A 13,504-nucleotide genomic window follows, 5' to 3' on the forward strand; every position below is an offset into this window, starting at 1 on the left:
CGTTAAAGTAGTACACATTAGCCGCTAACTTGGGCTACTTTAACTCTAAAGTAGTACAACTTTGCCGCTAAGTTGCGTAACTTTGTTTCAAAGTTGTGTAACTTCAACTCTAAAGTAGTACAACTTTGTCTCTAAGTTGGACATATTAGTCACTAAGTTGTGCATATTAGCCGCTTGAATGGGCATTCTAGTCGCTAAGATGACCGGTTTATCTGACTGATCAAATCGCCGAGCGGAAAAGCTATGCTTTTCCGAAAGTCTGAAGAATGACTCTGGCGGCTATGCCGCGGTCTTAAAAAGCAATATCCAAAGCAGCGGCGTAGCCGCGAAGAATATTAGAGGCTCAACGGAAAAGCAAAGCTTTTCCGCTCGGCGAGACGGAGCAATTAAAGCACCGATCTCACGCCTCTTTCTCCCCTTCTCCTCCACTCCCCTTCTCCCCTTCTTTCCGATCAGGTCGCATGTGCGGGAAAAGGATAACGTCGCGGATCGAGTGTTTGTTGGTTAGGAGCATGACGAGCCGGTCAATCCCGATACCGATGCCGGCGGCGGGCGGCATTCCATAAGAAAGCGCGCGAATATAGTCTTCGTCCAGCACCATCGCCTCTTCGTCACCGCGCTCACGCTCCGACATCTGATCCACAAAGCGTTCGTACTGTTCTTTCGGGTCGTTTAGCTCGCTAAAACCATTCGCGACTTCCATACCATTGATAAACAACTCAAACCGCTCCGCGATGTTCGGATTCGAAGGATCAGCCTTCGAAAGCGGTGAGATTGATTTCGGGTAATCGATGATGAAGGTTGGCTGAATAAGTGTGTGCTCGATGTGCTCTTCGAACGCGGCGAGCAGGTCAGAACCGCCTGCGTGAGCGGGCGGCACGGACGTTATAGCCATACCAGTCTCGTTTTTATCAGACTCCGTTCCCGTCGAGTTCACGCCGCCCGCTGACGCAGGCGGTTCTGACACTCTCGCGACAGCATCCCGCATCGTTATCCGCTCAAAGTTGCCGAAATCGATCTCGTTCTCGCCGTATTTCACGACAAGATTGCCGTCATTCGCCTTCGCGACTGCTTCTTTTATCATCTTCTCCGCGAAGTCCATCATCCCGTTCACATCCATGTAGGCGATGTAGAACTCGAGCATGGTGAATTCGGGGTTGTGACGCTGGGAGAGGCCTTCGTTGCGGAAGTTGCGGTTGAGTTCGTAAACCTTTTCAAAGCCGCCGACGACCAGACGTTTGAGATAAAGCTCAGGCGCTACGCGTGCATAAAGCGGAATGTCGAGCGCATTGTGATGCGTCTCGAATGGCTTAGCCGCTGCGCCGGTCGCCTTTGGCGTTAACATAGGCGTCTCGACCTCGATAAAGCCCGCATCATCTAGAAACCGACGCATCCCTGAGATCAACTTGGCCCGGCGCTCGAAAACTTCGCGCGTCGTAAGTCCTTCGTGCTCGACCTGCAGCGTCGAAGCGATCAGATCAGCGTATCGATAGCGTCGCTGCAGTTCAGGATCGGCGATGCCGTGCATTTTGTCGGGCATCGGCAGCATCGCTTTGGCGAGGAACTGGAGTTTCTCGACATGAACACTCACTTCGCCGGTGTTGGTGACGAATAAATAGCCTTCGACGCCGATCAAGTCGCCGTGATCCAGCAGCTGCCACAACGCCCAACCGTTTTCTTCGTCAAGCGTATTCTCACCATCGTTCCGCACTAGGGCAAGCGGGCCTTTCTTATTGCAATATACCTGCAGCTTAGACATTCCATCGGTCAGATGGACAAAATTGCCACGCGTCGGCGTAGTCAGGCGGCCCGCAATTCGAACGTTTCCGAGTGCCTTTAGTTCTTCGTTGAGCGCATCTTTCTTTTCAGCAGGCGGACGCTCGCCTTCGGCAAGGCTCGCCTTGATCTCAGCCATCTTCGCTTCGACGCCGGCTATCTTGTCGAAATGTTTGAGTGCCGTGATGGTATCTTCGCCGCCGCTGACCGAAGTGCGCGCAAATTTATTCGGATACACATTGCCGACCAAGCCGGCAATTGCGTCAAGCGAAGCCCGTCGAGCTTCGGTCTGGTCGTTTTGTTCGATGATCTCGTTAAATGCTGGAATGCTCATAATTGAATCTCTGATTATAGTTAACAGCCGCGAACACGGCAAACATCTCGCGAATATGGCACAATAGTGACACTGCACGAAAACGCAACGCCCTGTGGCTCAGCGTTTTCTGCGCATCAGTGCGTTTATGGCGAGTGAGTTCGATAAATTAAAGCGTGAGATCGATAAAGGTTCACGTGTGATCAGCCTCAGCGGACTGACCTCTGTGGCAGCGAAGGCGTTTGTCCTGACGCGTCTGCGTGCAGAAACAGGTAAGGTATTTGCTGTTGTAACCGAATCAAATACGGAACTGGAATCTTGGGAAGCTGATCTTGACTTCTTTCAATCCAAAATACAAAATCCAGAATCCAAAATCATAACGCTTCCATCCTTCGAAGCCGATCCGTATTCCGGCGTTTCACCTCATGCAGAAACTCAGGAACGCCGTGCTTTGGCACTGTGGCAAATGCTTCGCGGCGGGAATGATCTTGTGATCCTTTCAGCCCGTTCGCTGATCCAGCGAACAGTTTCGCCGGACCAGATCGCTGCTCTCGGATGCGTGTTGACCCGCGACAAAGATCTTCCGCCCGAAGAGCTGATCGAACGGCTGTTTGCCGGAGGTTACGTCCGCGAAGAACCTCTTTTCGGCCCAGGCCAGTTCTCTGTACGCGGGGGAATCATCGATGTTTGGTCGCCTGATGCTGATGCTCCGGTTCGCGTCGAGTTCTTTGGTGATACGGTCGATTCTATACGGACATTTGATGCGGAAACGCAGCTTTCCACCGGACAATTGACCGAGATCGGCATCGCCCCGATGCGTGAGATCGCCGTTTCGCCGCAGGATTTTAAGGACTGGGCATTCTTTGCCCGGGAACGTTTCTCCGACGACAAATTCAAACGAAACCTCAAGGACCGCACAGATTTCGCCGACGAAGGCGAAACATTCTCAGGCTGGGAATTCCTCATGCCGCTGGTACGCACACTCGATGCGACTGTTTTCGACCATCTACCTAAATGTGTTTTTGTTATCGACGAACCGACGGCAATTGAGCATTCGTTGACCGGTTTTTACGAGCATTTGCAACAGCATTTCGATGCGCTGAGCGAAACAGGCGATGTGGGCCTCGATCCGGAAGAACTGTTTGTGATGCCGGTAGAGTTGAGAACTGTATTAAGCGAGTCGGCTCGGCTCGAACTGCGGTCGTTGGGGAGAACGGCGGCAGGAATTGATGAGCAGTTTGCCGTGGACGTGGATGGCACCTCGACGTCGGGCGAGAAGAAAACACTCCCTACCGGTCGTGTTTCTGCCTCGGAGCCGCTGTTTCTGTTTCCAACGGCTGCGAAGTCAACTGAGATCGATCTGCAGTCTCGCTCGACGCGGAAATATCATGGCGATATTCAGGCATTTGTGAATGGAATAACGGCGAAAGCGACAAGTTCCAAAGCTGATATCAAGATCATTCCGCAAACGCACGGTATGGCTGAGCGCATCGAGGAAATATTGCGCGAATACGACGCTCCGTTATTGTCGGAGTCGATCGTTATTGGAGATCTGTCGAGCGGTTTTGAGCTGCCGGAGTTCGATCTGATCCTCTTTACCGAGAACGACATATTTGGTGAGACCACGCAGGCCGAACGCCGCCTTGCCACGCCGAAAGGTCAGCGTACTAAGAGCAAACTCGGCGCGTTCATATCTGATTTTCGCGATCTTAAGCAGGGCGATTACGTGGTTCACGTCGATCACGGGATCGGGCGGTTTGACGGTTTGCAGACGATCTCGTCGCAGGGCTCGGATCGCGAGTTCATGCTGCTGATCTACAACGAGAACGCAAAGCTTTTCGTTCCAGTCGAGCGAATGGATCTCGTGTCGCGATATTCATCAGGTGAAGCAACATCGCCAACGCTCGACCGTCTCGGCGGGATGGGCTGGCAGAAGACCAAGGCCAAAGCCAAACGCGCTATGCGTGATATGGCGGACGAGCTGCTAAAGCTTTATGCTGAACGCAAACTTGTTCGCGGCCATGCCTTTCCGCCAGACGCACCGTGGCAGCATGAGTTCGAGGATGCATTTCCGTACGACCTGACCGTCGATCAGGCATCGGCGATCGTTGACGTCAAATCCGACATGGAATCGCATATGCCAATGGACCGCCTCATCATCGGCGACGTTGGTTACGGCAAGACCGAGGTCGCGATGCGCGCAGCCTTTAAGGCGGTTATGGACGGCAAACAGGCCGCCGTGCTGACACCGACGACTGTGCTTGCATATCAACATTTCGAGTCTTTCAAAAAGCGATTCGCGGCGTTTCCGGTCAAGGTCGAACTGCTATCGCGCTTCCGCTCGACCGCCGAGCAAAAGGCCGTAACCGAAGCTGCTGCAAAAGGCGAGGTCGATGTCGTCATCGGCACGCACCGCATTCTCTCGAACGACGTGAAACTGCCAAAACTCGGGCTTGTCGTCGTTGACGAAGAGCAGCGTTTCGGCGTTGGCCACAAAGAGAAATTGAAACAGCTTAAGAAAAAGGTCGATGTTCTGACGCTATCGGCAACACCCATCCCGCGAACGCTCAACATGTCGCTGCTTGGTATGAGAGATATGTCGGTGATCGAAACGCCGCCGCGTGATCGGCTTGCGATCAACACACAGGTCGTGCAGTTTTCCGAGGGCGTTATCCGCTCGGCGATCGAACTCGAACTCGCCCGCAACGGTCAGATCTTTTTCATCCACAATCGCGTTGAAACGATCGAGCAAGTCGCCGCATTGGTTCAAAAGATAGTTCCAAATGCCCGCATCGCCATCGGCCACGGCCAGATGAACGAAAAGGAAATGGAACAGGTGATGCTCGATTTCATCGATTACAAATACGATATCTTGGTAGCTACGACGATCATTGAAAACGGCATCGACATCCCGCGTGCAAACACGATCATCATCAATCGAGCCGACAACTACGGCCTCTCGCAGCTCTATCAACTTCGCGGCCGTGTCGGCCGTTCAAATCGCCGAGCGTACGCCTATTTGCTGATCGCAAGTGAATTAGAACTGACGCCGATCGCTAGGCGGCGTTTGAGCGCAATACGTGAATTCTCGGACCTCGGCGCCGGTTTCCGCCTTGCGGCACTCGACTTGGAATTGCGAGGTGCCGGAAATATCCTCGGCGGTCAGCAATCCGGTCACCTGGATGCTCTTGGCTTTGACCTGTATACGAAAATGCTCGAGCGGACGATCGCGGAGATCCGCGGCGACGAGATCGCCGATGAGACGAGCGTTTCTATCAATCTGGGCGTTGATGTTTCGATTCCGAAGGATTACATTTCCGAGGCAAGCCAGCGTCTGCGAACATACAAGCGAATTTCGTCCGCCGAAACTGAAGAGGCTTTGATACAGATCCACGCCGAGATCGAAGACCGCTACGGCCGTATTCCGCGGTCGGTCGAAAATCTCTTTGCCTATGGCCGTCTGCGAAAACTCGGCGAGCGAATGCACATCGTCTCGATCGACCGGGCCGCAAATGGTGTTGCGATAAAACTAGGTGAATCAGCGATTGTTTCGCCTGAAAAATTGATGCAATTCCTCAGCGACAATGAAGGCTCGACATTTTCGCCCAGCGGCATCCTTCGGTTTGATCTGCCGGACGGAAATGACCCGATCGTTCGTTCGATCGAAGTGTTGGGATCTGTTCGTCAATAGCTATCGAATTCGAGGTTCGGTGCAATCGAAATAAGCGAGCTCTGTGCAGGTAAATAGCTCCGGCACGTTTTCCTTGGTTTGTTTTCGGATATTATGCCAAACCGTCGACTCGGCGTATTCGGTAAATGTCCAGCCAAGTTGATCTCGGTGTTTCCATACGAATTCGTAAGCTTCGCGCTCGTCGGCGCCGGCGAGGTGTTTCGCTTCATGCAGCAATATGGCCGCCCGTTCGATGTCATCGACAGGGTATGTGAAAAAGTCGGAATAAAGCGTGATGATCTCGAATGGAAAATTGGTCGCGGCATATGCATTCTCTTTCGCGACAGACGCATTCAACCAATTGTCGCTTCCGCGGAACGCTGCCAAATTCTCAAGATAAAAAGCCTCGTTTGTAAATCCTCTTTCGCGTAATATGGCGATCGAACGCTTTACCGTCTGCTTGTCGTCGTATGATAGAGACCTTGCCGAGCCGATGAGCGACAGATAAAAGCCGGCCAATACGATGATCAAGACCAACGCACAGACCGAGGCCCGCCGTGCGATCGTCGCTGCAAAATTATTCAAACGGTCCATTGTTCCGTTCAAATTGCGAAGTTCGCCGCCGCACCGTTCGCATGTCGCGGCTGACGAATAATGAACGAGACGGCACTCAACGCATTTTTTGGACATCTTTTGGGGCGGTGAGGGAGTTTTCGCCCTCTATTAGTTAGAAACATCGAATGGGGCCGACTTTCATACTATTTTTTGTAACTTCTGACAATAAACGCGAGACCCCTTTTGTGCATCATAGTTTGCAAATATCGGTCGGTAAAGATATAAACTTCTTTGACCTATTTTGGAGTAATTCATGAAACTTTATAGATATATTCTGCTCGCGGGCCTTTGTTTTGCTGTATTCCCTCTGGCCGCATTGGCTCAGGAGACCGAAACGAAAGTTGTCGATGAGGTCGTTGCTCAGGTAAATGACGGCGTCATTACGCTTTCACGAATTCGCCGCGAAGCAAAAGACATCGTTGAAGGTAAGGTGCAGGCCGGCGAAAAGCGCGAAGATGCCCAAAAGGCTGTTGATGCCAAACAAGGCGAACTTATTGCTAATCTGATAAATGAAGAGCTGCTCATCCAAAAGGCCAAGGAGATCGGCGTCGCCGATGAGGTCGAAGCCACGCTTAACCAACGTTTCGTCGAGATAATGAAACAATACGATCTCAAAACGCTCGACTCGTTGTATGAGGAGATGCGAAAGCAGAACGTCGATCCGGTAGAAATGCGTGAGATGTGGCGGAAACAGGCTACTCGCGAAAAGGTCATTCAGAGAGAGGTACAAGCTAAAATATATTGGGATTCGAGCGGCAAACAGTTAAAGGACTACTACGAAAAGAACAAATCGAAATTTACCAAACCGGAAACTGTTACCCTTAGCGAGATCTATTTGAATTTTGCCGGGCGTGACGAAGCGGCCGTTCGGGCAAAAGCAAAGGATCTGGTGAGCCAGCTCAGAAATGGCGCCGATTTTGTTAAGCTCGTTGAGCAAAATTCCGACCGTCCAAATGCCGCTCAAAATAAGGGCAAGGCTGACACAGTTGTGGTTAAAGAATTGGATGAGAGATTTGCGAAAGTTATCAAAGATCTGAAGCCCGGCAGTTATACCGATCCGGTCGAGATCGACGGCCTCGGCGTCACGATCCTTCGGATCGACGAACGAACTGCGGCAAGTAATGAATCGCAGTACGATGAAAATGCTGTCCGGCTGGAGATCATGCGCGAACGAGCACCCGAGGAGCAGCGAAAGTTCATGTCCCAGCTTCGCAGTGATTCGTATATCAAGATCAGCGAATCATATCGCCCGCTTGTATCGCCTATCCTTTTTGCCGATGAACGCAAGGAAAAGCCCGGCAACTAGACGCATCATTCATTGAACCAAAAATGGCAAGGCGATACTTATCTCGCTTTGCCATTTTTATTTGGTCTTAGAAACTAACCCAAAATCTGCTTAATTGAACTCTCAAATATCTCGATCCGGCGTTTTGCCCGTTTCACCTCAGGGTGGTCCTTATTGTAGCTTCTCTGCAATCGCTGTAATTCGGTCTCGAGAGCGGCCCGTTTGACAAGGAGTTTGCCGAGTGCCAGCGTGAGCTTGCCGACCTCTGTCGGCCGTACCGCATAGATCCGATCGATGTCGCGGGTCAGAATGCCGATCTCAAAACGGGCATCGATCACCTTTGGGTTTTCCTCAGTGTAATCCGGCAGAACCGCTTCGAGTTCGGCCTGTAATTCGGTCTTTCGGAGCAAAACCTCGGCATAAGCAGCCGACGAACGGATCGGCCCGACATCACCGGCCGGTAAACCGCTGCCCCCGGAGGACTGTGCCATCGCGGCAATCGGCGTCACAAAGATCACGATCAGGAAAACAATGTATCTCATTTTATTCGAAAGCGATCAATTTTTCGGTGCGATAAAAGTAGAAGGATCAAATTTTTTATTAGCGGCAAATTCATCCAGTACAAATTCCCATTGAATACCCGTGGTTCCCTGCCCTCCGGTCGTCGAATAGAACATGCGGTAGGAGTGCGGTAATGTTAATCCTGCCTCATCTTTAAAATCGCCAAATTCCTCAACAAACAAAAATCGCGTTTCACTAAATCTCGAAGATTGCTCGGGCGACACGCCTATTGCCGCCGACGAAACACGCTTATATTCAGACCGCACATGACGAAAAGTATCCTTTTCAAAATAGAATGTGATATCCAGATCGCCGCCGCCCTTACGGGAATAGCCAATTGCGTAAAGTTCTTTTCCGCCGATCTTCTTCGTCCCGTCGTACGATATCTTTCCGCCGTTGGTGGACAGCCGTGACAATGCCCATGAGGTCGTGAGCACACCGCCGACCATACCATCGGCAACGATCGAGCTATTGGCCTGCACGAAATTACCGAGTACGGAGCGAGATGACATGTTTACGAATCCCACATAAACGTCCTTGCCGTTGTAACCAAATTTCTCGCCTGCGTAGAGACTTGAGTTCATGTTCATCCCGAGAAGATTATTTGCCCCGTCAGAGGCCAACACGATCCGGCCTTGTAAGGTGATATCCTTTGTCGAGGTGAATTTGCTCGTGCCCATACCGACTGCGATCAATGTTTTCGTTGCTTCCCTGGCTTGGGACGTCCCGATCGACTCCAGATGTTTTGTGATCACATCTTCCGCCTTCATCTTTTGAGCACTGATCAACATCGGTAGGCCAACAATGATCAGAAACATGGTCATTCCGATTGAAGATCTTTTCATTTTATTTACCTCAAGTTATGCGAAAAATGTCTAAAGATTCGTTGCCTGGATAACGTTGGATCGTGTCGGCACTACCAAAGGACTCTCACACGTTTCGAACTCCAGGTCATTGTCCGCATCCGCCTCGACAAATCCGTCACCAAACGTTTCGCGTTCGGTGAGGGTTTCGAAATACGTGGTTATATTGTCCAATATCTCATCGGCCGAATGCGAATGATAGAGCGTCTGTCGAAACTGCGCACCGCCGACCAGCCCTTTGGTGAACTGCCCCGCGAGCTGCTTCATCTTTCCCAATGCGATGATCTCGGCCATCTCTTCGCGGCACATCGAGAAAAATTCGAGCAGAACATCCTTCTTTTCCTGCAGATCGGGCTGATACGGTTCGCCGCCGGCAAGAACATCGGCAAACTGCCGAAATATCCACGGATTCTGCATCGCCCCGCGGCCGATCAAAATACCATCAACGCCGGTCTCACGCCACTTTTTCATGCCGTATTCGATCGTCGTGATGTCGCCATTGCCCGAGACCGGTATGCTGACGGCCTCTTTTACTGAACGGATCACGTCCCAATTCGCGAGGCCCTTATAGCCCTGCTCACGGGTTCGGCCGTGGACCTGAATATGCTCGACGCCGCACTGCTCCGCCATTTTGGCAATATCAACTACGTTTATCGAAGCTTCGGTATATCCGGTCCTCAATTTGAGCGTCAGCGGTATCGTAATAGTTTTCTTTATCTCTTTGAGGATCGATTCGAGCAATGCCGGTTCGCGCAGCAGGCCTGAACCGCCGCCGTTCTTTACGACCTTCGGCGCCGGGCAGCCGCAGTTCACATCGAGAATATCAGCTCCGACCTCCTGGGCCATTTCGGCTCCCATCGCCATTCGATCGACCTTGCCACCAAATATCTGGACCGCATACGGCCTCTCTTCCTCATCAAAACGCATCTGCCGCTTCGATTTAGGATTATGCCGCGTCAACCCCTCGACCGATATAAACTCAGACACCACCAGGCCAACACCGCCGCGGCGTTTGATCAATCGGCGAAACGTATAGTCCGTCACGCCCGCCATGGGCGACAGGATGAGCGGCGGATCGATCTTGATATTTCGGATAAAAAAGGGCTTCATTTTTCTCTTACAAGAGATTACCACATACAAAAATGCGGATAAATCCATGTTCAGTGGTTATCGAGGTCGACGAAGCCTGAATATCTAACCCAGATATTTGTCCATTATTTGCTGGTTTCGTTTGGATCTCCGGACTTTGATCCCGATCGTGGTGTTAGTACCGTCAAATTTGATGATCTCGGTCTCACCAAAACCGATGACCTCGCCCGGATCTTCGAACGGTTGAAGCACTAGTTTTTCAAAGATGATCGCCCCAAATTGATAACGCTGGCCGACAAAACCATCCACCTTGAAAATTCCGTTAATGTCAGATCTTGCGTTTCCAAACGACTTGCCGAGGTCAAACTCAATATCGACGACTCCGATCCAGGCCCCGCGGACCGGCGAACCGTCGGGCCAGGTGACTTTGCCCGTGATCGTCTTTCTGACCAGCGGCGGCAATAGCCTGAAGATCAATCCGGCTATCTTTGTGGATGAATTGACCTCCAAAACCTGTGCTTCGCTTCGTTTTGCCGTACCGGGAAGAAAGTAAGTCGGGTATGGCGAGAGCAGTGTCGGCTTGTCGCCGAAGTTGATGCTGAGAGTGTAATTGCCGTCAGGCACGTCAACAAAATTGAATCGACCGCGTTGATCGGTGATGCCGAAGAGCCGTGTATCGTTGATCACGACGCCGGAACCGACCGGAACCAGCTCGATCTCGGTGTACGCCAGCGGCTTGCCGTCAGACTTGATAAGTGTGCCCTGGATCATCACAGGCTTTGGTTTCTGCCCGTAGAAGGGCAACGCAAAAACAAAAGCTAAAGACATCACAAGGACGGAATGGGAGATCAGTCTTTTCATCAGTTGAGCCGACCGCTTATTCCGGGATCAGGCTTTCTTGCGGTTCTTGATCACAAAGATTAGCCCGAGCACGAAGATGAAGAACGATATGACGAGAACCAAAACACCCGGAATGATGCCGATCATTGCCTCGCCCCAACTCGTATGGCTGCTAATAAGCGGGAGAGCGACGGAAATGCCCGTTACCGCCAACCCGAGCAAAACACCCAAAATACCGACGACCATTACTATTTTCCAGATCATATGAGGTTTTCCTTAGCCGACGTCTTAGGGCAATTTTGTATTGGTTCATGGTTCAGGCCATGGCGGCCGGAACCACGAACTTAACTAACTACGCGAACAACTATTTTCCGTCTTTCCTGAGCTCGATCCCGGTCGCCTCGAATGAGATCTCGCTGACGGTACCGTCGGCGTTGCGGTTTGGGAATTTCGCACCATCGTCTTCGATCATATGATCGACCTCGGCCTTACTCAGCGTCTTGACAGTGAACACACCCTCGGCACGAGCGATTGCTCCTTCCGATTTGAGCGGGATAAAGAACTTGTGATCTTTCATCTTAACGCGAACACTCTTGGCGTCCGCTTTCGGGGCAAGCTCGGCCCAGCAGCCTTCGGTCTTGCACGAACGCACGATCACGCCTTCGACGCGGACCATTTTTCCCGCATATTTCGCCGGATCCTTCATGACCTTGGCAAGCGAAACCTTCTTCGCACTGCCGACCGGTGCTCCGCGTTTCAAATACGAGTCCGACGGTATCGCCGCCGTCTTGTCGTCATCTGTCGGCTTGGTACCGCCCATTTTTTCCTGAGCGAATGCTGAAAATGAAAATGCAAGTACAATGATCGCAAAACTAAAAATTGATCTCATAAATTTCTCCCAAATAGATTGATACTCTCGTTATTATAGCAGAGGCCGAAACGCAAGTGTGAACCGCCAGCTATACGTTCTCCTTTCGCAATTGCCTGTTTGACCGCACTTCGGCTTCTATTTCATTCGAAAAACCACGTCACCGCCGACTATCGTCGTAAGGACTCTCGCTCCGCCGATCTCGGCCGGTTTGATCCTGAAAATATCATCCGACAAGATGATGAGATCCGCTAGTTTGCCGACCTCGATGGTGCCTTTTTGATCTTCTTGGAATTCGGCATAGGCAGAACCGAGTGTGTATGCGATAACGGCATCCTCGACGGAAAGCGAACGGTCACCGGCATTTACGGCCGCGTGAATACCGAGGAGCGGATTGAGGTCGACCATCGACGCGTCCGAGCCGAGGGCGAGTTTCACACCGCTTTTTAGAATTGCCCGATGATCGTCACCTGACGTTGATCCGTTATTAAAGAAAAGAAACGGCTGCATCGAGGCGATGATGCCTGCTTTCTGCAGACGCTGGAAATCCTGCCGCCTCAGCCAATGTGCGTGCTCGATCCGCGAACGTCGGTCGCGCGAACCGTTCTGAGCCAACGCGTATTCGAGGGCTTCGAGCACATTCGAATTCGCCGCTTCACCGATGGCATGCACCAGAACTTGGATCCCGGCCTTGTCGGCGGCGGCCAGACGGCTCCGGAGCTCGGGCAATTCATCCGACGATCCGTCCGAGTACCATTTGACACAGCCGCCTCGGACGAGCCGCTGCCCATCGATCGTCCGCTTGATGTCGGGACGCGTATCTTCCCAGAGCCGAAGCCCGACGCAGTCGTAAACGCGTGTTTTCAGCCTCCCCGCCATGGCAAGGCCCGCGAGCATCGCCAGGTCGTTGTCAGAATGGACATCCTGCACGCTTGTCACGCCCAATGATGCAGCATAATTGGACGCGGTCTCGGCAAATTCGGCGAAGTTCGTTGCACTGTTTTTCGGTATCGCATTTCGAACGGCCGACAGCTCCGGCCCACGGACGATGTTGCCCGAAACGGCCGCGGTCGAAGCACGCTTTTGAGCTGCCGAATTAATGAGAGCAGACTTTGGGTCGGCGAAATAGAGCAAAACAGGATTGTCAGGACTTGCAGCGTCGATGCGTTCGAGTGCGGGGAGCACCGCAGTTTTCCATCGCGTCGCATCGAGCCCCGCCCCGATCAGCCATCGGCCTTTCGGCAGGAAACGACAATAGTACTCGATCTTTTCGACAACCTCATCGGCGCTCTTTGCATTGCGTAGATCGAGGTGCGAAAAACGGTTTCCGATCGCGGTAAAATGGACGTGTGCATCGTTAAAGCCGGGGAGAACGAGCCGTTGTTTCGCATCGATGACGACCGTGCCCGGCCCGATCAGCTTGCGGATCTCGGCGTTCGTACCTACCGCGATAATTTTGCCGTCTGATGAGGCGACAGCCTCGGCAAAGGGCTTATTTTTGTTAAGAGTGCGGACGCTGCCGTTAATTAATATCAGATCGGCGGTGCCTTGTCCCGCGGCAGAAACCGTCAGACAAAGCACCGCCAAGATAACTGCAAAACGACTCACTTGCGTTCAAATACCA

At 52.1% G+C, this 13,504-nt stretch carries 11 protein-coding genes; 2 read left to right on the plus strand and 9 right to left on the minus strand.

The window, feature by feature from the left end:
• Positions 1-400: 400 nt before the first annotated feature.
• Positions 401-2,110 carry a lysine--tRNA ligase gene (lysS, locus tag IPK01_16280; protein MBK7934995.1) on the minus strand — a complete coding sequence of 570 codons (1,710 nt, stop codon included), beginning with the start codon at positions 2,108-2,110 and terminating at the stop codon, positions 401-403.
• 94 nt (positions 2,111-2,204) lie between these two features.
• On the opposite strand from lysS, the gene mfd reads away from it, so the two are divergent.
• Positions 2,205-5,780 carry a transcription-repair coupling factor gene (mfd, locus tag IPK01_16285; GenBank protein ID MBK7934996.1) on the plus strand — a complete coding sequence of 1,192 codons (3,576 nt, stop codon included), beginning with the start codon at positions 2,205-2,207 and terminating at the stop codon, positions 5,778-5,780.
• Here the strand turns inward: mfd and IPK01_16290 are convergent, their stop codons facing one another.
• A complete protein-coding gene (locus tag IPK01_16290) occupies positions 5,781-6,449 on the minus strand; it encodes a hypothetical protein (GenBank protein MBK7934997.1) in 669 nt (222 codons plus the stop codon).
• 178 nt (positions 6,450-6,627) lie between these two features.
• Between IPK01_16290 and IPK01_16295 the strand changes: the two genes are divergently transcribed.
• Positions 6,628-7,680, plus strand: a complete 1,053-nt coding sequence (locus tag IPK01_16295; protein MBK7934998.1) for a peptidylprolyl isomerase — start codon at positions 6,628-6,630, stop codon at positions 7,678-7,680.
• 74 nt (positions 7,681-7,754) lie between these two features.
• Here IPK01_16295 and IPK01_16300 read toward each other — a convergent pair whose 3' ends face one another.
• The 7 genes from IPK01_16300 to IPK01_16330 form a co-directional block, all read right to left on the minus strand.
• On the minus strand, positions 7,755-8,201 hold the full coding sequence (locus IPK01_16300) for a hypothetical protein (GenBank protein MBK7934999.1): 447 nt from the start codon (positions 8,199-8,201) through the stop codon (positions 7,755-7,757).
• A 15-nt stretch (positions 8,202-8,216) separates the two neighbouring features.
• Positions 8,217-9,065: a hypothetical protein gene (locus IPK01_16305; GenBank protein ID MBK7935000.1), complete on the minus strand. Its 849-nt coding sequence runs from the start codon at positions 9,063-9,065 to the stop codon at positions 8,217-8,219.
• Positions 9,066-9,095: 30 nt separating this feature from the next.
• Positions 9,096-10,193: a tRNA dihydrouridine synthase DusB gene (gene dusB / locus IPK01_16310; protein MBK7935001.1), complete on the minus strand. Its 1,098-nt coding sequence runs from the start codon at positions 10,191-10,193 to the stop codon at positions 9,096-9,098.
• A gap of 84 nt (positions 10,194-10,277) precedes the next feature.
• Positions 10,278-11,033: a carboxypeptidase regulatory-like domain-containing protein gene (locus tag IPK01_16315; GenBank protein ID MBK7935002.1), complete on the minus strand. Its 756-nt coding sequence runs from the start codon at positions 11,031-11,033 to the stop codon at positions 10,278-10,280.
• Between the two features lie 27 nt (positions 11,034-11,060).
• The gene (locus IPK01_16320) at positions 11,061-11,276 is read right to left on the minus strand and encodes a hypothetical protein (protein MBK7935003.1); all 216 of its coding nucleotides are present in this window, start codon (positions 11,274-11,276) and stop codon (positions 11,061-11,063) included.
• Positions 11,277-11,376: 100 nt separating this feature from the next.
• On the minus strand, positions 11,377-11,901 hold the full coding sequence (locus IPK01_16325; GenBank protein MBK7935004.1) for a DUF4920 domain-containing protein: 525 nt from the start codon (positions 11,899-11,901) through the stop codon (positions 11,377-11,379).
• Between the two features lie 117 nt (positions 11,902-12,018).
• The gene (locus IPK01_16330; GenBank protein MBK7935005.1) at positions 12,019-13,488 is read right to left on the minus strand and encodes an amidohydrolase; all 1,470 of its coding nucleotides are present in this window, start codon (positions 13,486-13,488) and stop codon (positions 12,019-12,021) included.
• Positions 13,489-13,504 lie beyond the last annotated feature (16 nt).

This window comes from Acidobacteriota bacterium (genome assembly GCA_016713675.1).
Classification (GTDB): Bacteria; Acidobacteriota; Blastocatellia; order Pyrinomonadales; family Pyrinomonadaceae; genus OLB17.

Bases quoted from the DNA above. Each gene is read 5' to 3' on its own strand.
- IPK01_16325 (MBK7935004.1), bottom strand. From the start codon at position 11,901: ATGAGATCAATTTTTAGTTTTGCGATCATTGTACTTGCATTTTCATTT.
- IPK01_16295 (MBK7934998.1), top strand. From the start codon at position 6,628: ATGAAACTTTATAGATATATTCTGCTCGCGGGCCTTTGTTTTGCTGTA.
- dusB (MBK7935001.1), bottom strand. From the start codon at position 10,193: ATGAAGCCCTTTTTTATCCGAAATATCAAGATCGATCCGCCGCTCATC.
- IPK01_16290 (MBK7934997.1), bottom strand. From the start codon at position 6,449: ATGTCCAAAAAATGCGTTGAGTGCCGTCTCGTTCATTATTCGTCAGCC.
- IPK01_16315 (MBK7935002.1), bottom strand. From the start codon at position 11,033: ATGAAAAGACTGATCTCCCATTCCGTCCTTGTGATGTCTTTAGCTTTT.
- IPK01_16320 (MBK7935003.1), bottom strand. From the start codon at position 11,276: ATGATCTGGAAAATAGTAATGGTCGTCGGTATTTTGGGTGTTTTGCTC.
- lysS (MBK7934995.1), bottom strand. From the start codon at position 2,110: ATGAGCATTCCAGCATTTAACGAGATCATCGAACAAAACGACCAGACC.
- IPK01_16300 (MBK7934999.1), bottom strand. From the start codon at position 8,201: ATGAGATACATTGTTTTCCTGATCGTGATCTTTGTGACGCCGATTGCC.
- IPK01_16305 (MBK7935000.1), bottom strand. From the start codon at position 9,065: ATGAAAAGATCTTCAATCGGAATGACCATGTTTCTGATCATTGTTGGC.